This window comes from Klebsiella sp. MPUS7 (assembly GCF_009905335.1).
In the GTDB taxonomy this organism is placed as follows: Bacteria; Pseudomonadota; Gammaproteobacteria; order Enterobacterales; family Enterobacteriaceae; genus Klebsiella; species Klebsiella grimontii.
On sequence record NZ_CP047604.1, the window covers coordinates 4,464,192 to 4,487,131 of the forward strand.

Sequence of the window (22,940 nt, forward strand, 5' to 3'; positions counted from 1 at the left end):
CATGACTCAGACTCAACGCCTGGACGTCAGGGAGTTAATCAACGCCAATCCGCTCAGCCGCTTTCAGAAGCTGGTGGTATTATTGGGCTTCTGCGTTATCGCGCTCGACGGTTTTGATATCGCCATCATGGGATTTATCGCCCCAACGCTGAAGCAGGAATGGGGAGTAAGCAACCACGAGCTCGGTTTCGTCATTAGCGCCGCGCTGATAGGCCTGGCGCTGGGCGCTATTTTCTCCGGCCCCCTCGCCGACTGGCTGGGACGGAAGAAAATTATTATCAATAGCGTCTTCTTCTTCGGCTTCTGGACCATCGCCACCGCCCTGTCACAAAACATTGAGCAGATGATGGTCTTTCGTTTTCTGACCGGACTGGGGTTAGGCGCCGCGATGCCGAATATCGGCACCCTGGTGTCCGAGTACGCGCCGGAGCGCCAGCGCTCGTTTCTGATTACGATTATTTTTTGCGGCTTCACCTTTGGCGCGGCAGCGGGCGGTTTCTCCGCCTCCTGGCTGATCCCGCAGTTTGGCTGGCATTCGCTGATGCTGCTTGGCGGGATCCTCCCGCTGCTGTTCGCGCCGGTCCTGATCTGGCTGTTACCGGAATCAGTGCGTTTTCTGGTGGTTAAGCGCGCGCCAGCCGAACGTATTCGGCGAATTTTGCAGCGCCTTTATCCGGGACAAATCCCCGATGAGGCCGAGTTCAGCCTGCCGACGCAGCCCGTCCAGGCAAATGCCATGCGCATCGTCCTCTCCCGCCAGTATCGCTTCGGCTCAATAATGCTCTGGCTGGTCTACTTTATGGGGCTTTTTTTGGTCTACCTCCTCGGCAGCTGGCTACCGACGCTGGTAAAAGAGGTGGGCTTAACGGTCAGCCAGGCGGCGGTGATGACCGCCATGTACCAGGCGGGAGGAACCCTCGGCTCGCTGTTTGCGGGCTGGCTAATGGACCGGATCAACCCCCATCGGGCGCTCGGGCTGATATACGCGGTTGGCGGCCTGTTTACGATGGCGATGGGCTATGCCGCGGCAAGCTTTGCGCTCATCTGCCTGCTGGCGTTTATCAGCGGAGCCTGCTTAAACGGCGCCAATACCGGCATGAACGCGCTCTCCGCCCGCTACTATCCTACCGAGGCGCGGGCCACCGGCTCCAGCTGGATGCACGGCGTTGGCCGCCTGGGCGCCATCCTCAGCGCCTTCGCCGGGGCGGAAATGCTGGCGCTGAATATCAGCTTCGAAAGCGTATTCCTGATCCTTGGCATTCCGGCGGCGATTACCGTCGCCGGGCTGGCGGCCAAAGGTGTTTTTGCGGCTGACCCGGAGCCAAAACCCACCGCTTCAACCGCGCCCGTCAGAAGTACATTTTAAAACGTTGACGTTAAGGCGGGCGTGCTTCAAAAAAACGCCCGCCCAAAAAAGAAAAATTAATTTCATTTAAATGAATAATGAAAAATAAAAAATGCCGTGAAGTATCGATTCACCTCAAAAGTCACAGCGAAAAATCATCAAATTCATACAAAAAACAAATGAAATATCGTTCATAAAAACAATTAATAACCTTATCAATCAGAATATCTTGATAGCTGTAGCCAGGAAATTACGGCTCAATTTTTACGATTTTTCGATCCACCTCGCATATACAGAAATTAAATTCCAAACAACCATTGAAACGAAATAAACATTTCCTTATGTTCTGGCTGATATTCAGGATAAGGTCGTGCCGGTGGAACTGGCGCAGAGGTCCTGACTTGTCCTCCCAGACAAAGGAATTGACCATGAGTGAACAGCAGATTCTTCTCTCTCCGGCTGCGGCACGCGGCGATAAGCTAAGCTGGGCCACCCGAATCGCTTACGGCGGCGGCGATACCGCCTGTAACGTCGTTTTCGGCATGATCGGCACGGTTTTAACCCTGTTTTATACCGACTATGTCGGCATCAGCATCGCCACCGTTGGCCTGGTAATGCTGATCTCCCGTCTGTTTGACGGCGTTTCCGATGTCATCATGGGCCTGATGGTGGAACGCACGAACTCTCGCTGGGGGAAATCACGCCCCTGGCTGCTATGGATGAGCGTGCCCTACGCCGTATCGGCGATTTTACTGTTCACCGTCCCGCAGACCACCGGCACGCTGCAGTTTCTCTATCTGCTGGTGGCCTATAACTTCTGCACCACCGTGTGCTATACCGCCATCAACCTCCCCTACGGCAGCCTTTCTGCGATGATGACCCGCGCCTCCTGGGAAAGGGATATGCTCAGCATCACCCGCATGTCGATGTCGCCTTTTGGTCGTATCCTCGCCGTTGCCTGCACGCTGCCGCTGGTGAAGTACTTTGGCGACGATCAGGCGGCGTGGATTAAAACCATGTCGATTTGGGCTTTTCTGGCGCTGCTGTTGCTGCTGTTTTGCTTTTATAAATGCGAAGAGAAGGTCGTCATCAAAGCGCGAGAGAAACAGGGAAACGTACCGGTAAAGACCCAGCTTTCCGCGCTTTTTCGTAACCAGTACTTCTGGGCCAGCGCAATCCTGTGGGCCGCGCAAAGCGTGTACTACACCGTGGTGGGGATCGCGCTGCCTTACTACTGCCGCTACGTGCTCGGCGACGATACCTTCTATAGCTCCATTTTCGTTGCCGAAACCGCCTGCATTATTATTTTCACCTTCCTGAGCTCGGTGCCCATTCGAAAATACGGTAAACGCAACGTTGCCCTCTGCGGCATCGTGCTGGCGACCATCGGCCAAGTGCTGTTTATGTTTAACTCTGATGATTATCACTGGGCGCTGGCAAACGCGATTATTCGCGGTATTGGCTTCGCCCCGCTGAACGCCGTGCTGTTTGGCTTCTGCGGTGATGCCGTCGAATTCGGCCAGTGGAAAACGCGCGTCAGGCAGGAAGGGATGATCTTCTCCGCCGGTTCCGTTGGGACGAAACTCGGCGCAGGTATTGCCGCCGCAGTTATCTCCGGCCTGCTGAGCATGGCGGGTTACGTCAGCTCCAGCAGCGGATCCGGCGTTCAGCCGCAAAGCGCTATCGACATGATTAACCACGTTTATCTCTACGGCTCTTTCTTCCTGTGGATCGTTGTCATTATCACCCTGCTGTTTTACCGGCTGGATAAGCAATACCCGCAGATTATGCATGAACTGAAAGAACGCGAAGCGCGTGGAGAGATGTAAAACCCGGCTGCCACATCCGCGCTCGGCGAGCGCGGGTATACAGAACAACATCTGAAATCCGTAGTATCTCTATCATTGAGGAGAGCACCATCATGTTAAACGGCATGAAACCCTTATCCCGCTCCCTGCGCTGGGGCATGGTCGGCGGCGGCGGTACCAGCCAGATTGGCTACAGCCACCGTTGCGCGGCGCTGCGTGATAACGTCTTTACTTTGCTGGCCGGCGCGCTTGATATCGATGCCGAGCGCGGCCGTCAATTCGGCGAGCAGCTCGGCATCGCTCCTGAGCGCTGCTACGCCGATTATAAAACGCTGTTCGCGGAGGAGGCCAAACGCCCCGACGGGATTGAAGCCGTATCGGTGACGACGCCGAATAATACTCACTTCGCTATCACTAAAGCGGCGCTGGAAGCCGGGCTGCACGTTATCTGCGAAAAACCGCTGTGCTTTACCGCCGACGAAGCGCGCGAACTGCTCGCGCTGAGTAAAAAGCAGAATAAAATTATCGGCGTCACCTACGGTTATGCCGGGCACCAGATGATCCAGCAGGCACGGCAGATGATAGCCGAGGGGATGCTCGGCGAGATCCGCATTATCAATATGCAGTTTGCCCACGGTTTTCATAATGAAGCCGTTGAGCTGCAAGCGGAATCCACCCGCTGGCGGGTCACACCCAAATATGCTGGCCCTAGCTATGTGCTGGGGGATCTGGCGACCCACCCGCTATTTATTGCCGAGACGATGGTGCCGAATCTGAACATCACCCGCCTGATGTGCGCACGTCAAAGCTTCGTCAAATCCCGCGCGCCGCTGGAAGATAACGCCTTTGTGCTGATGGAATATAACAACGGCGCCGTCGGTTCACTGTGGACCAGCGCGGTCAACAGCGGCGCGATGCATTCACAAAAAGTCCGCGTCATTGGCGAAAAAGCCAGCATCGAATGGTGGGATGAACGCCCAAATCAGCTGAGCTACGAGGTGCAGGGCGAACCGGCGCGCGTACTGGAGCGCGGGATGCCCTATCTCAGCCAGCAGGCGCTGGCGGATGACCGCATTGGCGGCGGTCACCCTGAAGGGCTGTTCGAAGCGTGGGCCAACCTCTATCGCCGCTACGCCATCGCCATCGACGCCATGGATCGCGGTGACCGGGCATTCCTCGAGACCTTCTGGTATCCGGACGTGGAAGCCGGGCTGCACGGCGTTTACTGGGTTGAGCAGTGCGTTAAATCCGCCGACGCGGGCGGCCAGTGGGTTGACTTTAACTGCCATTAATCTCTGCACTCCAGTGGAGGCTCCTCCACTGGTTTTTTTTGCCTACCGTACTCACCTCATCATGCAACACAGTCGTAATATCTGTTAAACAAACATTTATTTACGCTTCTGTTTCCCCCCACTACACTAGGCGCAGTTTTTATATTGAGGTGGTAATGAACGATAATAAAATGACGCCAGGCGAACTGCGCGCGACCTGGGGTTTGGGGACCGTATTCTCTTTGCGCATGCTCGGCATGTTTATGGTCCTGCCGGTTCTGACCACTTACGGCATGGCGTTACAGGGCGCAAGCGAGGCCCTTATCGGCCTGGCAATCGGCATTTACGGGCTGGCCCAGGCGATATTCCAGATTCCTTTCGGACTGCTTTCCGACCGCATTGGGCGTAAACCGCTGATCGTCGGCGGCCTGTTAATCTTCGTCATCGGCAGCGTTATCGCGGCGCTTTCCGACTCGATCTGGGGAATTATTCTTGGCCGCGCGCTGCAGGGTTCCGGGGCGATTGCCGCTGCGGTGATGGCGCTGCTTTCCGATTTAACCCGCGAGCAGAACCGCACTAAAGCCATGGCGTTTATCGGCGTAAGCTTTGGCGTCACCTTTGCTATTGCAATGGTTCTCGGGCCTATCGTTACCCATCAGTTAGGCCTGCACGCCCTGTTCTGGATGATCGCCTTCCTGGCGACGCTCGGGATTCTGCTGACGCTGTGGGTAGTGCCAAACAGCCAGAATCACGTGCTGAACCGCGAGTCCGGTATGGTGAAGGGCTGCTTCAGCAAAGTCCTTGCTGAGCCAAAACTACTGAAGCTCAATTTCGGTATTATGTGCCTGCATATCATGCTGATGTCGACTTTTGTCGCCCTGCCGGGCCAGCTGGAAGCCGCCGGTTTCCCCGCCGCCGAGCACTGGAAAATCTATCTGGTCACCATGCTGGTCTCATTTGTTGCGGTGGTACCATTTATTATCTACGCCGAAGTGAAGCGCAAAATGAAACGCGTCTTCCTGCTGTGCGTCGCCATCCTGCTGATCGCTGAGATCGTACTTTGGGGCGCCGGGGGCTATTTCTGGGAACTGGTTGCCGGCGTTCAGCTATTTTTCCTCGCGTTTAACCTGTTGGAAGCTCTACTTCCGTCGTTAATCAGCAAAGAATCACCGGCCGGCTATAAAGGCACCGCGATGGGAATTTATTCCACCAGCCAGTTCCTCGGCGTGGCCATCGGCGGAGCGCTCGGCGGCTGGGTGGACGGCTTTTTTGACTCGCAAACCGTCTTCCTGCTCGGCGCCCTGCTGGCGATGCTGTGGCTACTGGTGGCCAGCACCATGAGCGAACCGCCGTACGTCAGCAGCCTGCGGGTCGAGATCCCGGAGGATATCGCGGCGGATAAAATGCTAGAGGAACGTTTACAGGCTAAAGAGGGCGTAAAAGAAGCTCTGGTGATCGCCGAAGAGCGTTCGGTGTATATCAAAATCGACAGCAAGATCACCAACCGCTTCGAGATTGAGCAGGCGATCAAAGGAATCTAAACGCGAAATAACCTGCTTTACGCAGGCCAAAAAAACGTTTTAAGCGATGAGTTTGTCTTCTGCCGGGCGGCGGTTAACGCCTTACCCGGCAGACAAAAACAGCGATAGCGCTATTTTAATCGCGGAAGTTTTTGAACTGGAACGGCTGACCTAAATCACCGCCGCGCACCAGCGCCATAACCGCCTGCAGGTCGTCGCGAGACTTACCGGTAACGCGAATCTCTTCGCCCTGAATCTGCGCCTGTACCTTCAGCTTGCTGTCCTTAATAAGCTTGACGATTTTTTTCTGCGTCGCGCTCTCAATGCCCTGCTTCAGCTTGGCATCGACGAACCAGGTCTTACCACTGTGCACGAACTCATCCGGCACCTCGATAGAACTGCCTTCGATTCCGCGTTTCAGCAGCTTCGCGCGCAGAATATCCAGCAACTGGTTAATCTGGAAATCAGACTCGCTGAGGACCTTGATGGTCTCGTTTTTTTCGTTCAGCTCAAAGCTCGCTTCGACGTTACGAAAATCAAAACGCGATTCAACTTCACGGGTCGCGTTCTCTACGGCGTTTCGAACTTCCTGAAGATCGACTTCAGAGACAATATCGAAAGATGGCATCTTTTCCTCTCCTTCCGTTTCTTTTGCGTTGCATAATACCCGCAACGCGACATAACTCAACTTGTTATCCCGAAAGGATAACTGATAACGCTATACTTTAGCCATGAGCACCTGATGCAGCACTCACAGGTGAGGAGGAATAATGAAAGTAACCGTACTCGGATGCGGTGCGCTGGGACAGTTATGGCTAACTGCGCTGTACAAACAGGGACATGAAGTCCAGGGCTGGTTACGCGTCCCCCAGCCGTTCTGTAGCGTCAATGTCATTGATACCGACGGCAGCGTGTTTAATGAATCATTTACCGCTAACGATCCTGACTTTCTTGCCAGCAGCGACCTGCTGCTGGTCACCCTAAAAGCCTGGCAAGTCTCGAACGCGGTGAAAAACCTGAGCGCCATCCTGCCCTCGTCAGTACCTGTTCTGCTCATGCACAACGGCATGGGTACCATTGACGAGCTGAAGACCCTCAAACAGCCGCTGCTGCTGGCTTCGACAACGCAGGCGGCCCGCCGCGACGGCAACGTTATCGTCCACGTCGCCAACGGCACCAGTCATATTGGCCCGGCGAAGGATTACCCACAGGATTATAGCTATCTTGCCGATGTGCTGCAGGGCGTGCTGCCCGACGTCGCCTGGCATAACAATATCTACCCCGCGATCTGGAGCAAGCTGGCGGTCAACTGTGTGATTAACCCGCTGACGGCGCTGAAAAACTGTCAGAATGGCGACTTGCGCGAATACCCGCAGGAGGTTGCCGCTATTTGTTATGAAGTTGCGGCGGTGATGGATCGCGAGGGGATGCATACCTCGCCGGAAAACCTGTTATTCTATGTGCATCAGGTTATTGAAAGTACGGCAGAAAATACCTCCTCAATGCTGCAGGACATTCTCGCCCAGCGCCATACGGAAATCGACTATATCACCGGTTTTCTGTTAAAACGCGCCCGAGCCCACGGTATCGCCGTACCCGAGAATACCCGCCTGTTTGAACTGGTCAAGCGTAAGGAGAATGAATATGAGCGCGTCGGCACTGATTTGCCTCGCCCCTGGTAGCGAAGAGACCGAAGCGGTCACCACCATTGATTTACTCGTTCGCGGCGGCATAAAGGTCACCACCGCCAGCGTCGCCGGCGATGGCAGCCTGACCATCGTCTGCTCGCGCGGCGTTAAGCTGCTGGCCGATGCGCCGCTGGTGGAAGTGGCCGACGGAGATTTCGATATCCTTGTTCTGCCCGGCGGCATTAAAGGCGCGGAGTACTTTCGCGACAGCCCGCTGCTGGTTGAAACGGTACGCCAGTTTCATCTTTCCGGGCGCATCGTTGCGGCGATTTGCGCCGCGGCGGCGACCGTGCTGGTACCGCACAACCTTTTCCCCATCGGCAATATGACCGGATTTCCGGCGCTGAAAGAGCAGATCCCCGCCGAGCAGTGGCAGGATAAGCGCGTCGTCTGGGATGCTCGCGTCAAGCTGCTCACCAGTCAGGGGCCGGGAACCTCTATTGATTTCGCCTTGAAGATGATCGATCTGCTGGTTGGACGCGAAAAAGCGCACGAAGTCGCTTCCCAACTGGTGATGGCGGCAGGAATTTATAACTACTACGAATAAACGCAAAACGGCAACCCAGGGTTGCCGTTTTTAATGATTGCGCCTTGCTCCTGAGGAACTAGGGGCGATAAACCTTCACGTTTTCAAAGCCCTGCTCGCGCAGATACAGCGCCTGCAGGCGGCTCATCACCCCGCGTTCACACCACAGCAGCCAGGTTTTATTCTGGTCGAGATCGCCAAATTTGGTGCTCAGCTTATAGAAAGGTAGCGAAACCACGTCCACGCCCTCCACCTTCAGCGGCTTATCGTCCTGCTCGTCGATAGAGCGGATATCGAGGATAACGTCGTTAGGGCCAAAACCGCTGACGGTTTCCACTTCCACCACGTCCTGCTCGGTCTGCTGAGCGATATCGCGGATATCAATATTGCTCGCTTCCGCTACCACTTTCTCAAGGATGCTAAAATCGAAGTGCTCTTCTTCCGCCTCGATCTTCGCCTTCACCGCTTTCACGGTCGGGCTCTTCGAGATAACGCCGCAGTATTCCGGCATGGTGCGGGCAAAATCTTCGGTGCCGATTTCACGCGCGAGGTCAATAATGTGCTCTTTATCGTGCGAAATCAGCGGACGCAGAATCAGGGTATCAGAGACGTTGTCAATCAGGCGCAGGTTGGTCAGCGTCTGGCTGGACACCTGGCCTAACGCTTCGCCGGTGACCAGCGCCTGAACGCCGTAGCGCTCGGCGACTTTTGACGCTGCGCGCACCATCATGCGCTTGAGCACCACGCCCATCTGGCCGTCGTCGACTTTCTCAAGAATCTCGCCCACCACCGGCTCGAAGTTGATCGCCACGAAGCGCACGCGGTGCGAGCTGCCGAAGCGATTCCACAGATAGTGCGCAACCTGACGCACGCCGATTTCATGGGCCGCGCCGCCAAGGTTAAAGAAGCAGTAATGCACGCGGCAGCCGCGGCGCATCAGCATATAGCTGGAGACGCCGGAGTCGAACCCGCCGGAAATCAGCGACAGCACGTCTTCCTGGGTACCGATCGGGAAACCACCGATACCTTCGTAGCGCCCTTTCACCAGCAGCAGACGATCGTTTTCAATCTCGAGGTTAACCGTCACATCGGGGTCGGTCAGCTTTACGCGCGCCGTTTCAATATGCTGGTTCAAGCCGCCGCCGACGTAGCGCTCCACTTCGATTGAGGTAAACTCATGCTTACCGCGACGCTTAACGCGCACGCAGAAGGTTTTACCTTCCAGCGCTTCACGCCACAGCGGCAGCGTCTGCTCGAAAATATCGTGCAGGGAGGTATAAGGAACGTCTTCGACTTCCAGAATATGGTGGATACCCGGGATACGGGTCAGGGCGTCACGAATGGCCGGGCGCTGATTTTCATCCTTCGCCCGGACCTCGATATGATCCCAGTGACGAACGACGGCAAGCGTCTCATCATAGTTTTTGAGAACGTTACGAATGTTCCCGGTTAAAATTTTAATGAAGCGCAATCGCACAGATTGGCTTTTGATGGTGATTTCCGGGAACAATTTAATGATAAACTTCATGGCGACACTATTCGTTGGCAAGCCCGACGGGGCTTTAAGCATAAAAAGTTGTACAGGCGCAACCGGCGTCTGCATCCAGGGCGCGGAGTATACCACTATTGGGCGCTTTTCACCTGGCATTGCGCGTTATTTGATTAACCGCGCGACTTCGTTACCATATTGATAGCCATCGAGACATTAAAAGAGTCTATATTCACTATGCCAAAGAAAAATGAGGCCCCGGCCAGCTTCGAAACCGCCCTGGGCGAGCTGGAGCAAATTGTTAATCGTCTGGAAAGCGGCGCGCTGCCGTTAGAAGAAGCGCTCGGCGAATTTGAGCGCGGGATCCAGCTGGCGCGCCAGGGGCAGGCAAAGCTGCAGCAGGCCGAGCAGCGCGTACAAATTCTGCTGGCGGATAGCGAAGACGCGCCGCTTACGCCTTTCACGCCGGACGCTGAATAAATGGACTTCCCGCAACAGCTACAGGCGTGCGTTGAGCAGGCTAACGCAGCGCTGCGCCGTTTTATCGCCCCGCAGCCTTTTCAGAACACTCCGCTGGTTGAAGCCATGCAGTATGGCGCATTATTAGGCGGCAAACGCCTGCGCCCGTTCCTGGTTTACGCCACCGGCGACATGTTTGGCGTCAGCCGCGCTACGCTGGACGCCCCTGCCGCCGCCGTTGAATGCATTCATGCTTATTCGCTGATGCACGACGACCTCCCGGCGATGGACGATGACGATTTACGCCGCGGCCAGCCGACCTGCCATATAAAATTCGGCGAAGCGAACGCAATTCTTGCCGGAGACGCTCTACAAACGCTGGCGTTTTCTATACTAAGCGATGCGCCCATGGCTGAAGTGCCGGATCGCGATCGCCTGGCGATGATTTCCGAACTGGCGCAGGCCAGCGGCATCGCCGGCATGTGCGGCGGTCAGGCGCTGGATCTGGAAGCGGAAGGCCATCAGGTTGACCTGGCGTCGCTGGAGCGTATTCATCGCCATAAAACCGGCGCGTTGATTCGCGCCGCGGTACGGATGGGCGCGCTGAGCGCAGGTGAAGCCGGGCGCAGGGCGCTACCCGCTCTCGATCGATACGCTGAGAATATCGGTCTCGCCTTCCAGGTCCAGGATGACATTCTCGACGTGGTAGGGGATACTGCCACCCTTGGCAAACGTCAGGGAGCCGACCAGCAGCTGGGCAAAAGTACCTACCCCGCCCTTCTGGGACTTGAGCAAGCCCGGAAAAAGGCCCATGACCTGATTACCGACGCCCGCCGGTCGTTAACTGAGCTGGCCGCGCAATCTCTGGATACCACGGCACTGGAAGCGCTCGCGAATTACATAATTCAGCGTGATAAATAAACAATAAATGAGTCTCTGATGAGTTTTGATATTGCCAAATACCCGACCCTGGCGCTGGTGGATTCCACCCAGGAGTTGCGTTTGTTGCCGAAAGATAGCCTGCCGAAACTGTGCGACGAACTGCGGCGTTACCTGCTGGACAGCGTCAGCCGTTCCAGCGGGCACTTTGCCTCCGGCCTCGGCACGGTAGAACTGACCGTGGCGCTGCACTACGTCTATAACACGCCTTTCGATCGCCTAATCTGGGACGTCGGCCACCAGGCTTACCCACATAAAATTCTGACCGGACGCCGCGATCGGATCGGCACTATCCGCCAGAAAGGCGGTCTGCACCCCTTCCCGTGGCGCGGAGAAAGCGAGTATGACGTCCTGAGCGTCGGCCACTCGTCTACCTCCATCTCCGCCGGCATCGGGATAGCCATCGCCGCTGCCAAAGAAGATAAGCAGCGCCGCGCGGTCTGCGTGATCGGCGACGGGGCGATAACCGCGGGAATGGCGTTTGAAGCGATGAACCACGCTGGCGATATCAAACCCGATCTGCTGGTAGTGCTCAACGACAACGAAATGTCGATCTCCGAGAACGTCGGCGCGCTAAACAATCACCTGGCACAGCTGCTTTCCGGAAAACTCTACTCCACGCTGCGCGAAGGCGGCAAAAAGGTCTTCTCCGGCGTGCCGCCGATTAAAGAGCTGCTCAAACGCACCGAGGAACATATCAAAGGGATGGTGGTTCCGGGGACGCTGTTTGAAGAGCTGGGCTTTAACTACATTGGGCCGGTGGACGGCCACGACGTTATCGGTCTGGTTAATACGCTGAAGAACATGCGCGACCTCAAAGGGCCGCAGTTCCTGCATATTATGACTAAAAAAGGCCGCGGCTATGAGCCCGCCGAAAAAGACCCGATCACCTTCCACGCGGTGCCGAAATTCGATCATACCAGCGGCGTGCTGCCGAAAAGCAGCGGCGGCCTGCCCTCTTACTCGAAAATCTTCGGCGACTGGCTGTGCGAAACCGCCGCGAAAGATAACAAGCTGATGGCCGTTACGCCAGCGATGCGCGAAGGCTCGGGGATGGTCGAGTTCTCAAAAAAATATCCCGACCAGTATTTCGACGTGGCCATTGCCGAGCAGCACGCGGTAACCTTTGCCGCCGGGCTGGCGATTGGCGGCTATAAGCCGGTGGTGGCGATTTACTCCACCTTCCTGCAGCGCGCCTATGACCAGGTGATTCACGATGTCGCCATCCAGAAGCTGCCGGTGCTGTTCGCTATCGACCGCGCGGGTATCGTCGGCGCCGATGGGCAAACTCACCAGGGCGCGTTTGATATCTCCTTCCTGCGCTGCATCCCGGATATGGTTATCATGACCCCGAGCGACGAGAACGAATGCCGCCAGATGCTGTATACCGGTTATCACTATAACGACGGCCCGTGCGCGGTGCGCTATCCGCGCGGCTCCGGTACCGGCGCGCCGTTTGAACCGCTGGCTTCGCTGCCTATCGGTAAAGGCGTGGTGAAGCGCGAAGGTGAAAAAATCGCGATTCTGAATTTCGGTACGCTGCTGCCGCAGGCCGCAAAAGTCGCGGAAAAGCTTAACGCCACCCTGGTGGATATGCGCTTTGCCAAACCGCTGGATGAGGCGCTGGTACTACAGCTGGCCGCAGAACACGAGGTGCTGGTCACCCTGGAAGAGAACGCCATCATGGGCGGTGCCGGCAGCGGCGTAAACGAGCTGCTGATGTCGCGCCGCCGCGCGGTTCCGGTACTGAATCTCGGCCTGCCTGATTTCTTCATCCCGCAGGGAACCCAGGAAGAAGCGCATGCCGACCTCGGCCTGGACGCCGCCGGCATCGAAGCCAAAATCCACGCCTGGCTGGCATAATTGCCGCCACCGCTCCTGCTATGGTTAAAGGATACCCTTTATTCGTAGCAGGAGCGCACTATGCACTACATCCCTCTTGGCGATACCGATCTCCGCGTTTCCCGTCTCTGTCTGGGCTGCATGACCTTTGGCGAACCGGACCGCGGTAACCATGCCTGGACCTTACCGGAAGAGAGCAGCCGCCCGCTGATAAAATACGCTCTCGAAGGCGGCATTAACTTCTTCGACACCTCGAATAACTACTCTGACGGCAGCAGCGAAGAGATCCTCGGGCGCGCGCTGCGCGAGTACGCCCGCCGCGATTCCGTGATCGTCGCCACCAAGGTTTACCATCAGGTGGGCGATCTGCCGCAGGGGCTGTCGCGCGCGCAGATCCTGCGTTCCATCGACGACAGCCTGCGTCGCCTCGGCATGGAGTATGTCGATCTGCTGCAGATCCATCGTTGGGATTACGCCACGCCCATTGAAGAAACCCTCGAAGCGCTCAACGATGTCGTCAAGGCGGGTAAAGCCCGCTATATCGGCGCATCGTCGATGCACGCCCGCCAGTTTGCCCAGGCGTTAGCGCTGCAGACGCAGAATAACTGGGCCCGCTTCGTCACCATGCAGGATCATTACAATCTGATTTATCGCGAAGAAGAAAATGAGATGCTGCCGCTGTGCAGCCGGGAAGGCGTCGCGGTGATGCCGTGGAGCCCGCTGGCGCGTGGCCGCCTGACTCGCCCGTGGGGGGAAACTACCGCCCGTCTGGTATCAGATGAAGTCGGTAAATCGCTCTACAACGCCATGGATGAGAATGATGAACAGATTGCGACAAACCTGGCCGAAGTCGCGGAAGAGCTTGATGCCAACCGCGCCCAGGTGGCGCTGGCCTGGTTATTGAGCAAACCCGGCGTGGCCGCGCCGATTATCGGCGCCTCACGGCAGGATCAGCTGGATGAGCTGCTGCATGCGGTCGATTTAACGCTGACACCGGAGCAGATTGAAAAGCTGGAGACGCCGTATAAACCGCACCCGATCGTCGGGTTCAAGTAACGCGCGGTTCCCTACCAGATTCCCGGCTCGCGCTGCGCTTAGCCGGGCTACAGGTACACCAACCTCTGCGGACGACGGGTTCACCCACGCCTGCAGGCCGGTAGCCCGGACAGGTGCGCAGCGCCGTCTCCGGGAATGGTGCCACTCTGCTCCCGGGGGCGACGCAAAGCGTCTGCCCGGGCTACTGACTCACCCACGCCTGCGGGCCGGTAGCCCGGACAGGTGCGCCAGCACCGCCTCCGGGAAACGCCTGCCTGCTCGATTTCCCAGGGGCGGGCCGGATTTTATTTAGAAAAGTCCAATCGGCCAGTGGTGGCCAATCACATACAGCACCCCGGCGGAAATCACCCCGGCGACAATATCGTCGACCATGATCCCCATCCCGCCGTGAATATTGCGGTCGAACCAGCGGATAGGCCACGGCTTCCACATATCAAAGAGACGGAAAATCACAAAGCCGGCGGCGACCCACTGCCAGTCCATCGTCGGTAAAGCCATCAGGGTAATCCACATCCCCACGAACTCATCCCAGACGATGCTGCCGTGATCGTGGGTGCCCATATCTTTCGCCGTACGGTGGCAAATATAGACGCCAATGCAGATGCTCATCATCACCGCCAGCGAATAGAGCTGCCAGGGGAGTAAGGTGAGCAGATACCAGAAGGGGATCGACGCCAGCGATCCCATGGTGCCGGGAACCACCGGGCTAAGGCCGCTGCCGAATCCCGTTGCCAGCAGATGCCAAGGGTTGCTCATCTTCAGGCGGCTTTTCGCCACATCTCTACTCCGCGCCAAAATGATCGTATCCCTTAAAATCGAACGTAACGGGCTTACCTTCGCGCATGAACTGCAGACCTTCCGATTGCGGAAGTATCTGTCCAATACAGGTAAAGCGCGCGCCGAGATTGGCAAGGGCCACGTCCAGCGCCCCGCGATTGAGTTCAGGCACGGTAAAGCACAGCTCATAATCCTCACCGCCGGAGAGCGCCCAGCGCAGCGCCTGTTCCGTCTCAACCTGGCGCAGCATCGCATCCGAGAACGGCATCGCATCGAGATCGACGCGCGCGCCGCAGCCGCTGGCGTTAAGAATATGCCCGAGGTCGGAAATCAGACCGTCGGAGAGATCGATGGCGGAGTTCGCCAAATCGCGCAGCGCCTGCCCCTGTAGAACCCGCGGCAGCGGACGCAGATGGCGCGCCAGGAAATAATCCGCGTCGGCGTTATCTTGAACGTGCAGCCGATCCTGCAAAATCGCCAGACCCGCGGCGCTGTCTCCGGGCGTGCCGGTGACGTAAATCCAGTCTCCCGGCTTCGCCCCGGAACGCTTCAGACCGCGTCCCGTCGGCACAAAGCCATGGATACCCAGCGTCATCGACAGCGGTCCGCGCGTGGTATCGCCGCCAATGAGTTGCATATCATAATAGTTGAGCTGCACAAACAGGCTGTCGCTAAAGGCTTCAAGCCAGGCTTCGTCTGCTTCCGGCAGGGTCAGGGCCAGGGTTAACCACGCCGGTTCAGCGCCCATTGCCGCCAGGTCGCTCAGGTTGACCGCCAGCGCTTTATAGGCGAGGTCTGCAGGGTCGATATCGGGTAAAAAATGGTTTCCCGCCACCAGGGTGTCGGTGCTGATTGCCAGCGTTTTTTTCTCGGGGATGTTCAGGAGCGCGCAGTCGTCGCCAATGCCGGTTTCAACATCAAGACGAGCGCTTTTTACGCGATCAAAATAACGGGCAATCAGGGAAAATTCGCCGCATGCCATACGTTATGCCTCAGAAAAAGAAAAGAATAAGGCCGGTTTGCAAGAGTGAGACTCTACAAAACCGGCCCTGGAGTTTACTTTTTGTTAGGACGAATTACCGGGGCAGCTTTGTCCAGCACGCCGTTGACAAACTTATGGCTATCTTCAGCGCCAAAGGTTTTCGCCAGTTCGATGGCTTCGTTAATCGCAACTTTGTACGGGACATCGCTACGCTTTGACAGCTCAAACAGTGCGATACGCAGCACCGCTTTTTCCACCTGACCCAGCTCGTCCAGCAGACGAGAAAGATACGGCTTCATCAGGCCGTCGAGATACGCGCTGTTAGTCGCCACTCCGGACAGCAGTTCGCGGAAATACAGAACGTCTACATCTTTCACATCCTGTTCCGCCAGGAACTGGTATTCGACATCAGCGATGTCGTTTTTGGACAACTGCCAGGAGTAAAGCGCCTGGACAGCACACTCACGGGCGCGGCGACGAGCAGCAGGTTTCACGGAATTCCCCTTACAAAAATCAGGCCTTGATGGCTTTCAATACGTTAATCATTTCCAGCGCGGTCAGCGCTGCTTCAGCGCCTTTGTTACCGGCTTTGGTGCCAGCGCGTTCGATGGCTTGCTCAATACTTTCTGTGGTCAGAACACCGAAGGCTACCGGGATTCCGCTGTCCTGAGCGACGTGCGCCAGGCCATTGCTTGCACCGCCAGCCACATATTCAAAGTGCGCAGTGCCGCCACGGATAACGGTACCCAGCGCGATCACCGCGTCATACTTACCGGTTTTCGCCAGTGCGTCAGCCGCCAGCGGCAGCTCATACGCGCCTGGAACCCAAACAACGGTAATGTTTTCATCTTTGACCTGGCCAATACGCTTCAGGGCGTCAATCGCGCCATCCAGCAGGCTGTCGTTGATAAAGTTGTTGAAACGCGCAATGGTGATGGCGACGCGAGCGTCCGGGGTAGCAACGTTAGCTTCAATAATGTTCATACTCTTCCTTCGGGTTCAGTTCATTTGGCCCCGCAAGGGGGGCGGATTCTATCATAATAATCGGCGCACTGCTTTCCCTTTTGTCCGGGGAAATCAAGCGTTCACTAAATGCAGGCAAATATCCGGGCCTACATGACGTATCTCATTGAATTTGAAATGGGGGGCTTGCTCAAGTTTCTCAAGCCCCGGCAGTACACATAATCCGCGCGCATCGCTGCCTAACAGTTTAGGCGCAATATAGACGATAAGCTCGTCCACCAGCCCGGCCTCCAGCAGCGCGCCGGCAAGGGTGGGGCCTGCTTCCACCCAAATCGAATTAATTTGCTGTTTGCCCAGCAGCATCATCAGTACCACCAGATCCAGGCGACCATTATGCTCCGGCACCAGCAGCGTGCGTACGTTCTCCGGCCACTGGCGTTCATCTTCACGGGTACGGGCAAATAGCGTTTCACCCGCCTGCTCCACGATACGATGCTGCGGCGTGACGCGATTCTGACTATCGATAACGATGCGCAAAGGCTGACGCAGGTTTTCCTGCGGGTACAGCGCCTGGGTGTCGGCGTTGAGCTCGTCCCAGCGTACGGTTAGCGCCGGGTCATCCGCCAGCACCGTCGCGCTGCTGGTCAGGATGGCGTGGCTTTGCGCGCGCAGGCGCTGCACATCGCGCCGCGCCTGCGGCGAGGTGATCCACTGGCTCTCCCCGCTGGCCATCGCCGTACGCCCATCCAGCGATGCGCCCATTTTTAACTGGATCCAGGGAAAGCCGGTGCGCATCCGCTTAAGAAAGCCTTTATTCAGCGCTTCGGCTTCGTTCATCATCAGCCCATGGCTGACGTCGACCCCTTCCTGCTGCAAACGGTACAAACCGCGCCCCGCGACCTGCGGGTTCGGGTCCTGCATCGCCGCGACCACGCGGCTCACCCCCGCGGCAATCAGCGCTTCGCAGCACGGCGGCGTGCGACCGTGATGGCTACAGGGTTCCAGCGTGACGTACGCCGTCGCACCTTGCGCTTTTTCGCCCGCCATGCGCAGCGCGTGCACTTCCGCGTGCGGTTCACCGGCGCGATAGTGAAAACCTTCGCCGACGATCTCGCCATCTTTAACGATCACGCAGCCGACATTCGGATTGGGGTGAGTGGTGAAGCGTCCGCGCGCCGCCAGCTTCAGCGCTCGCGCCATGTACAATTCGTCCTGCATGGGCTCAGTCCTGTAAGCGGGCGATCTCTTCGCCAAACTCTTTGATATCTTCGAAGCTGCGGTAAACGGAAGCAAAGCGGATGTAGGCGACTTTATCGAGCTTTTTCAGCTGCTCCATCACCAGGTTGCCGATCATTTTGCTCGGCACTTCGCGCTCGCCGGTCCCACGCAGATGGGTTTTTATGTGGTTAAGCGCCATCTCGACGTCGTCCGAGCTAACCGGACGCTTCTCCAGCGCTTTCAGCATTCCGCTGCGCAGTTTGTCCTCATTAAAAGGCTCGCGCACGTCGTTGCTTTTTACGACCCGCGGCATCACCAGTTCCGCCACTTCAAACGTCGTAAAACGTTCATTACAAACCAGACACTGACGACGACGACGCACGGAAGAGCCCTCGCCCACCAGACGAGAGTCGATAACTTTGGTATCTACGGCGAAACAGAAAGGGCAATGCATAGCGCGTCCTGACATGTAGTTAAACTAACGGGTAGTTTACCGCGAAGTGACCCGACAACAAAGAAAGAGCTTTTGAGACAAAGGATCTATAGTGCGATTATCCGAACGATCTACCATTAAGCATCCTCTGTTAACGGAATCCCAACTATGACAAGACGTTATTTAAAACTGGCCATTGTGGGTAGCATTTTCACCCTCAGCGCCTGCGCGCAGCAAAGCGAAATCCGCCAGATGAACCAGAGCGTGAGCACGCTGAGCAAAGAGATGACCCAGCTCAATCAGCAGACGGTCAAAATCACCCAGCAAAACGTGCTGAATGCAAAATCGAGCAGCGGGGTTTACCTGCTGCCGGCGGCGAAAACGCCGGCCCGCCTGAAAAGCCAGACCGGTACCCTGCGCATGTCTCTGCTCAATATCACTGCGGATGGCGACGGTACCCGCCTGACGCTGCGCATCCAGGGTGAATCAAACGATCCGCTGCCGGCCTTTAGCGCGACGGTGGCCTCGGGGCAGATCAGCGGCACTACCGAGAGCTATCAGGAAGTTAACGTCCAAAATCAGCTAATTAGCGCCCCGGCAAGCGTTCTGGCGCCGAGCGACGTCGATATTCCGCTGCGCCTGAATGGCGTAACGCCCGAGCAGGTTGGCTTTGTCCGCATCCACGATATCCAGCCCGCAAACCTGCCGTAACTCCCCTCAGCCGGGTGTCGCGGACATCCGGCTTCCCCCCTCGTGCCAATCCACTTACAGATTTTCCATTCAGTTCACTAAAAATTGACAGGATTTATGAATTTCGGTGGCATTCCGTCAAGAAATGCATAAAATCGTGAACGCAATCGATTACTTTAATGTTCGTTATGTGAAACAACACATATTTTTGTGAGCAATGATTCCTATAATAGACGCCACAGAAATACGAAATATTTAGAAACGCTTCGGCGCTTCTTTTAACGCCTTCAGGCTTAATTTAAACAGTGGCATCATTATGAAAAAAACATTACTGGCAGCCGGCGCAGCTCTGGCGCTGTCCGCATCTTTCTCTGCCAGCGCGGCAGAAAACGACAAACCGCAATATCTGTCTGATTGGTGGCACCAGAGTGTGAACGTGGTGGGTAGCTACCACACTCGTTTTGGGCCGCAGATCCGTAACGATACTTATCTGGAATATGAAGCGTTCGCCAAGAAAGACTGGTTTGATTTCTATGGCTATATGGATGCGCCGGTCTTCTTCGGCGGTAACACCAACGCGAAAGGTATCTGGAACCACGGTTCGCCGCTGTTTATGGAAATTGAGCCGCGCTTCTCTATCGACAAACTGACCGGTACCGACCTCAGCTTCGGCCCGTTCAAAGAGTGGTATTTCGCCAACAACTACATCTACGACATGGGCCGCAACAAGTCCGGTCGTCAGAGCACCTGGTATATGGGTCTGGGTACCGATATCGATACCGGGCTGCCAATGAGCCTGTCGCTGAACGTCTATGCGAAATACCAGTGGCAAAACTATGGCGCGTCTAACGAGAACGAGTGGGACGGCTACCGCTTCAAAGTAAAATACTTTGTGCCGCTGACCGACCTGTGGGGCGGTTCACTGAGCTATATCGGCTTCACCAACTTTGACTGGGGCTCCGATCTGGGCGATGACAACTCTTATGATTTGAACGGTAAGCATTCACGCACCAGCAACTCCATTGCTTCCAGCCATATCCTGGCGCTGAACTACGATCACTGGCACTACTCCGTCGTGGCGCGTTATTTCCACAACGGCGGCCAGTGGGCTGACGATGCGAAGCTGAACTTCGGCGACGGCGACTTTAACGTTCGCGCGACCGGCTGGGGTGGTTACTTCGTGGTCGGTTACAACTTCTAATCGGCATCGATTTTCCCCGGCGAACAGCCGGGGAAAGTAAAAAAGCTAACGCTCCTCGCATCTCACCTTACGTAAAAAATCACTCAATGAGCGATCGGCTCGTTCGCTAAAATGACGCCCGGTGGCGGATATTTCCAGGCAGCGGTCGAGGCGAAAACAGCGATAATCTTCCCGCAGCTCGCACCAGGTCACCAGCAGCCAGCGCTCGCCCCAGAAAAAAAGCCCCAGCGGCAGCACTTCACGCTGCGACACCTTCCCCGCTTCATCGCGATAGTGCAGCGCCAGCGCCTGCTGGGCGGAGACTGCCCGATGCACTAAATCAAACTGATCTTTGCTATAGCCCTGAGCGCCAAAGTCGGGAGCAAACAGCCGCGACTGCTCCGCCTTGCGCCGGCTCTCGGCAGGCAAAATAGCCAGCACTTTTTCCTGCGCCGATTCCAGAGCCAGGGATAGCGACGCGCCGCCCCAGGTTTGCAGGAGCCGAATAGCGGCCACCAGCGCTTCCGATTCCTGGGTTGTCAGCATCAGCGGCGGTAGGTCATAGCCCGCCAGCAGCCGGTAGCCGCTTCCGGCCTCCCCCTCAACCGGGACGCCGGAGAGCGAAAGGTCGCGAATATCGCGGTAAATCGTGCGCTCCGATACGCCGAGCCGCTCGGCCAGCAGTCCGGCGGTAGTTAATCGCCTTCCGCGCAGGATCTGAACGATTTGAAAAAGGCGGTCGGCGCGTCGGCTCATTTCGGTTATCTCATTTGTCAGGGCCTGTCCCAGTATGCGTCATTGGCGGAGTCAGTCTGGACCCGGATAGCGCACAGCAACCGGAGCGTACACGTAGTACGTGAGGATTGCGAGCGCTGCCCGGGTTCAAAATGGCAAGCAAAATAGCATTAATGGGTCAGGTTCTTAGGTTGATGCAGACCAATCCGGTTACCCTCGCTATCGATAAACAGGGCAATCGTGCCGATATCGTCCGTCAGCTCAAGCGGGCCAAAAACGCAGCTTCCGCCCGCCGAGTTCACGCGTTCGAGCGCGGCCGCCAGATTGCCGGTATGCAGATAGATAATACATCCCTGATCGGAAGGCTTAACCCCGTCGAGCTTTGCCAGCGCGCCGCCGGGAGCCGGGTCCTCATACGGGAAAACGGCCATCTCGATGCAATCCATTTTTTCCCGACGCAGCGTCACCTGCATCACCAGCTCGTAAAACGCCACGGCACGATCCATCTCCACAACCGGGATCTCAAACCAGTTAATGACATTGTTCATACATCCTCCTGTCCATTGTTTGGGTTCAGGAGGAGTGTATGACAGGCCTACTGACAGCATTGTGTCAGTAGGGTGCGCACACCAGCGCGCGCTCGGGACTCAGCAGCCACGGGCGCAGATACCCCACGGTACTGGAAAACGGCAGCACCTCTTCAGGAAGCACAATGCCAAGCTGCTCGCCGATGTACAAGCGTCGGGCGACGATACGCTGCCAGAGCTGAGGGTAGCGCTGCGCCAGCGCCTGGCGCAGAGGGCCATCGGCAAGCGCCACGGTATCTTCAATGCTTGCGCCGCCGTAGCCGGAGCGGGAAGGAATGATGTCGATCTGCAGTATCATCCCGCTTTGCAGGCAGGCGGCGGAATGGGGGCCGATGGGCGAGCAGAGCCACTCCTCATCCGCGACCAGATGCCCGGGATTGAGGTGCCAGTGATATTCCGCCTTCGGCAACACCTGTTCTATCAGCGCATACATATCGCCACCGCGCATGCCGATGCGCAGATTTTCCAGCCAGTTAACCACCGCCTTAAAATAGGGCTTCGCCACCACCTCAAGATAATCGGTGACTTCCGGCGCCAGCTCGCGCTCATCGGCCACCACGTAAGCGGCGCGGCTGCTCAGGCCGCCTTTAAAGCTGGTGGTCAGCGAGAATTTATCTCCGCGCTGAATGACCTTATCGCCCGGATAAAGCCCTGCATTGGCAAAGCGATCGCCGGTGGCGGCAATCATCACCACGCTATTAGGCTGCCCTTCCGCCGCCAGCAGCGCGCCGATTTGCTTTTCCGTTTTACCCGGCGCAATGGCGTTAAGCGCGGTCAAAATCGCGGTGGAAGCCAGATTAGCGCCGTACTCATAGTGCGCCAGCTCATTGGCATTATTAGTGATTCGCGCCCCCTCTGCCGGGTCGATAAAAATACCGGTGGCATTGCTTAATTTCGCCTGCGGCCCGGCGGCCTGGCGAAGAGCGTCAACGATAAATGCCGGCAGATCGAACATCTGCGAGCGGTTATCCGCCGCGCCGGTAAAGAGCTTCCAGCCCGCCAGGCCGATACTTTTTTCCGCCGCAACGCCGGCCTCCTGGAGCAGCTGAGCCAGGGTTTTGCGGGTATCCATCGGCTGATTAGGCAGTGAAAACCACGGAGCGTGAATGACCCGATTTTCCAGCCGGGCATAGCCTGCGAGTTTGAGATTCTCGTTGCCCAGCACCAGCGCCGCCTCGCCGTCCCGATGCAGCACCAGCAGCGCCTCTTCGAAGCGGGGAATAAAGCCGGTGAGATACTCAAAATTGCCGCCATGCTCTTTATCGGCATAGACGATAAGCGTGTCTAAGCCGCGCTGAAGCATATTCGCCAGCACTTTGGCCTTGCGCAACCGCAGCGTCTCGTCGTCAAGGGTGACGGAGGGCACATCACGCCAGAGTGGGGGGTGAGGAACGGTGGAAAGCGTTACGACAGCCATCGGCATTTCTCCATG

23 protein-coding genes are annotated in these 22,940 nt (G+C 56.8%); 12 read left to right on the top strand and 11 right to left on the bottom strand.

The window, feature by feature from the left end; translation table 11 throughout:
• Position 1 precedes the first annotated feature (1 nt).
• The 4 genes from GUC22_RS20855 to GUC22_RS20870 all read left to right on the top strand — a co-directional run bounded on the left by GUC22_RS20855 (position 2) and on the right by GUC22_RS20870 (position 5,965).
• Positions 2-1,366 (top strand): MFS transporter, encoded by a 1,365-nt coding sequence (locus GUC22_RS20855; RefSeq protein WP_049131441.1) that lies wholly within the window; start codon positions 2-4, stop codon positions 1,364-1,366.
• Between the two features lie 407 nt (positions 1,367-1,773).
• Positions 1,774-3,174, top strand: a complete 1,401-nt coding sequence (locus GUC22_RS20860; RefSeq protein ID WP_004133459.1) for an MFS transporter — start codon at positions 1,774-1,776, stop codon at positions 3,172-3,174.
• 92 nt (positions 3,175-3,266) lie between these two features.
• Positions 3,267-4,445 (top strand): Gfo/Idh/MocA family protein, encoded by a 1,179-nt coding sequence (locus tag GUC22_RS20865; RefSeq protein ID WP_004133460.1) that lies wholly within the window; start codon positions 3,267-3,269, stop codon positions 4,443-4,445.
• Between the two features lie 155 nt (positions 4,446-4,600).
• Positions 4,601-5,965, top strand: a complete 1,365-nt coding sequence (locus tag GUC22_RS20870; RefSeq protein WP_024359053.1) for an MFS transporter — start codon at positions 4,601-4,603, stop codon at positions 5,963-5,965.
• Positions 5,966-6,080: 115 nt separating this feature from the next.
• Here GUC22_RS20870 and GUC22_RS20875 read toward each other — a convergent pair whose 3' ends face one another.
• Positions 6,081-6,572 carry a YajQ family cyclic di-GMP-binding protein gene (locus tag GUC22_RS20875; protein WP_004129715.1) on the bottom strand — a complete coding sequence of 164 codons (492 nt, stop codon included), beginning with the start codon at positions 6,570-6,572 and terminating at the stop codon, positions 6,081-6,083.
• A 142-nt stretch (positions 6,573-6,714) separates the two neighbouring features.
• Between GUC22_RS20875 and panE the strand changes: the two genes are divergently transcribed.
• Together panE and yajL are read left to right on the top strand one after the other, a co-directional pair.
• The gene (gene panE / locus GUC22_RS20880; RefSeq protein ID WP_024359054.1) at positions 6,715-7,626 is read left to right on the top strand and encodes a 2-dehydropantoate 2-reductase; all 912 of its coding nucleotides are present in this window, start codon (positions 6,715-6,717) and stop codon (positions 7,624-7,626) included.
• Positions 7,589-8,179, top strand: coding sequence for a protein deglycase YajL (gene yajL, locus GUC22_RS20885; protein WP_004129704.1), 591 nt, complete (start codon positions 7,589-7,591; stop codon positions 8,177-8,179). Before panE ends, yajL begins: the two co-directional genes overlap by 38 nt.
• A gap of 58 nt (positions 8,180-8,237) precedes the next feature.
• Here the strand turns inward: yajL and thiI are convergent, their stop codons facing one another.
• Positions 8,238-9,686, bottom strand: a complete 1,449-nt coding sequence (gene thiI / locus GUC22_RS20890) for a tRNA uracil 4-sulfurtransferase ThiI (RefSeq protein WP_004139920.1) — start codon at positions 9,684-9,686, stop codon at positions 8,238-8,240.
• A gap of 198 nt (positions 9,687-9,884) precedes the next feature.
• On the opposite strand from thiI, the gene xseB reads away from it, so the two are divergent.
• Genes xseB through GUC22_RS20910 form a run of 4 tightly spaced genes read left to right on the top strand, consistent with a single transcriptional unit; the run spans position 9,885 to position 13,943 of the window.
• A complete protein-coding gene (gene xseB, locus GUC22_RS20895) occupies positions 9,885-10,127 on the top strand; it encodes an exodeoxyribonuclease VII small subunit (RefSeq protein WP_004129702.1) in 243 nt (80 codons plus the stop codon).
• A complete protein-coding gene (ispA, locus tag GUC22_RS20900) occupies positions 10,128-11,027 on the top strand; it encodes a (2E,6E)-farnesyl diphosphate synthase (protein WP_082237539.1) in 900 nt (299 codons plus the stop codon). It begins immediately after the preceding gene.
• A gap of 18 nt (positions 11,028-11,045) precedes the next feature.
• On the top strand, positions 11,046-12,908 hold the full coding sequence (dxs, locus tag GUC22_RS20905; RefSeq protein WP_160183748.1) for a 1-deoxy-D-xylulose-5-phosphate synthase: 1,863 nt from the start codon (positions 11,046-11,048) through the stop codon (positions 12,906-12,908).
• 60 nt (positions 12,909-12,968) lie between these two features.
• Positions 12,969-13,943 carry an aldo/keto reductase gene (locus GUC22_RS20910; protein ID WP_049088791.1) on the top strand — a complete coding sequence of 325 codons (975 nt, stop codon included), beginning with the start codon at positions 12,969-12,971 and terminating at the stop codon, positions 13,941-13,943.
• 288 nt (positions 13,944-14,231) lie between these two features.
• Here GUC22_RS20910 and pgpA read toward each other — a convergent pair whose 3' ends face one another.
• The 6 genes from pgpA to nrdR all read right to left on the bottom strand — a co-directional run bounded on the left by pgpA (position 14,232) and on the right by nrdR (position 18,337).
• Positions 14,232-14,699, bottom strand: a complete 468-nt coding sequence (gene pgpA, locus GUC22_RS20915) for a phosphatidylglycerophosphatase A (protein WP_029669799.1) — start codon at positions 14,697-14,699, stop codon at positions 14,232-14,234.
• Positions 14,700-14,724: 25 nt separating this feature from the next.
• A complete protein-coding gene (thiL, locus tag GUC22_RS20920; RefSeq protein WP_024359058.1) occupies positions 14,725-15,702 on the bottom strand; it encodes a thiamine-phosphate kinase in 978 nt (325 codons plus the stop codon).
• 74 nt (positions 15,703-15,776) lie between these two features.
• Positions 15,777-16,196, bottom strand: coding sequence for a transcription antitermination factor NusB (gene nusB, locus GUC22_RS20925; protein WP_004099457.1), 420 nt, complete (start codon positions 16,194-16,196; stop codon positions 15,777-15,779).
• A 19-nt stretch (positions 16,197-16,215) separates the two neighbouring features.
• A complete protein-coding gene (ribE, locus tag GUC22_RS20930) occupies positions 16,216-16,686 on the bottom strand; it encodes a 6,7-dimethyl-8-ribityllumazine synthase (protein ID WP_004129690.1) in 471 nt (156 codons plus the stop codon).
• A 93-nt stretch (positions 16,687-16,779) separates the two neighbouring features.
• Positions 16,780-17,883, bottom strand: a complete 1,104-nt coding sequence (gene ribD / locus GUC22_RS20935) for a bifunctional diaminohydroxyphosphoribosylaminopyrimidine deaminase/5-amino-6-(5-phosphoribosylamino)uracil reductase RibD (RefSeq protein ID WP_082237541.1) — start codon at positions 17,881-17,883, stop codon at positions 16,780-16,782.
• A gap of 4 nt (positions 17,884-17,887) precedes the next feature.
• The gene (nrdR, locus tag GUC22_RS20940) at positions 17,888-18,337 is read right to left on the bottom strand and encodes a transcriptional regulator NrdR (protein ID WP_004099449.1); all 450 of its coding nucleotides are present in this window, start codon (positions 18,335-18,337) and stop codon (positions 17,888-17,890) included.
• A 147-nt stretch (positions 18,338-18,484) separates the two neighbouring features.
• On the opposite strand from nrdR, the gene GUC22_RS20945 reads away from it, so the two are divergent.
• The gene (locus GUC22_RS20945) at positions 18,485-19,027 is read left to right on the top strand and encodes a DUF3251 domain-containing protein (RefSeq protein WP_160183749.1); all 543 of its coding nucleotides are present in this window, start codon (positions 18,485-18,487) and stop codon (positions 19,025-19,027) included.
• 295 nt (positions 19,028-19,322) lie between these two features.
• Positions 19,323-20,207, top strand: a complete 885-nt coding sequence (locus GUC22_RS20950; protein WP_004133935.1) for a nucleoside-specific channel-forming protein Tsx — start codon at positions 19,323-19,325, stop codon at positions 20,205-20,207.
• A 45-nt stretch (positions 20,208-20,252) separates the two neighbouring features.
• Here GUC22_RS20950 and GUC22_RS20955 read toward each other — a convergent pair whose 3' ends face one another.
• The 3 genes from GUC22_RS20955 to GUC22_RS20965 all read right to left on the bottom strand — a co-directional run bounded on the left by GUC22_RS20955 (position 20,253) and on the right by GUC22_RS20965 (position 22,925).
• The gene (locus tag GUC22_RS20955) at positions 20,253-20,942 is read right to left on the bottom strand and encodes a helix-turn-helix transcriptional regulator (protein WP_004129678.1); all 690 of its coding nucleotides are present in this window, start codon (positions 20,940-20,942) and stop codon (positions 20,253-20,255) included.
• A 149-nt stretch (positions 20,943-21,091) separates the two neighbouring features.
• Positions 21,092-21,469 carry a VOC family protein gene (locus GUC22_RS20960; RefSeq protein ID WP_064342273.1) on the bottom strand — a complete coding sequence of 126 codons (378 nt, stop codon included), beginning with the start codon at positions 21,467-21,469 and terminating at the stop codon, positions 21,092-21,094.
• Positions 21,470-21,533: 64 nt separating this feature from the next.
• Positions 21,534-22,925, bottom strand: a complete 1,392-nt coding sequence (locus GUC22_RS20965; protein ID WP_049087379.1) for a M24 family metallopeptidase — start codon at positions 22,923-22,925, stop codon at positions 21,534-21,536.
• Positions 22,926-22,940: the final 15 nt, after the last annotated feature.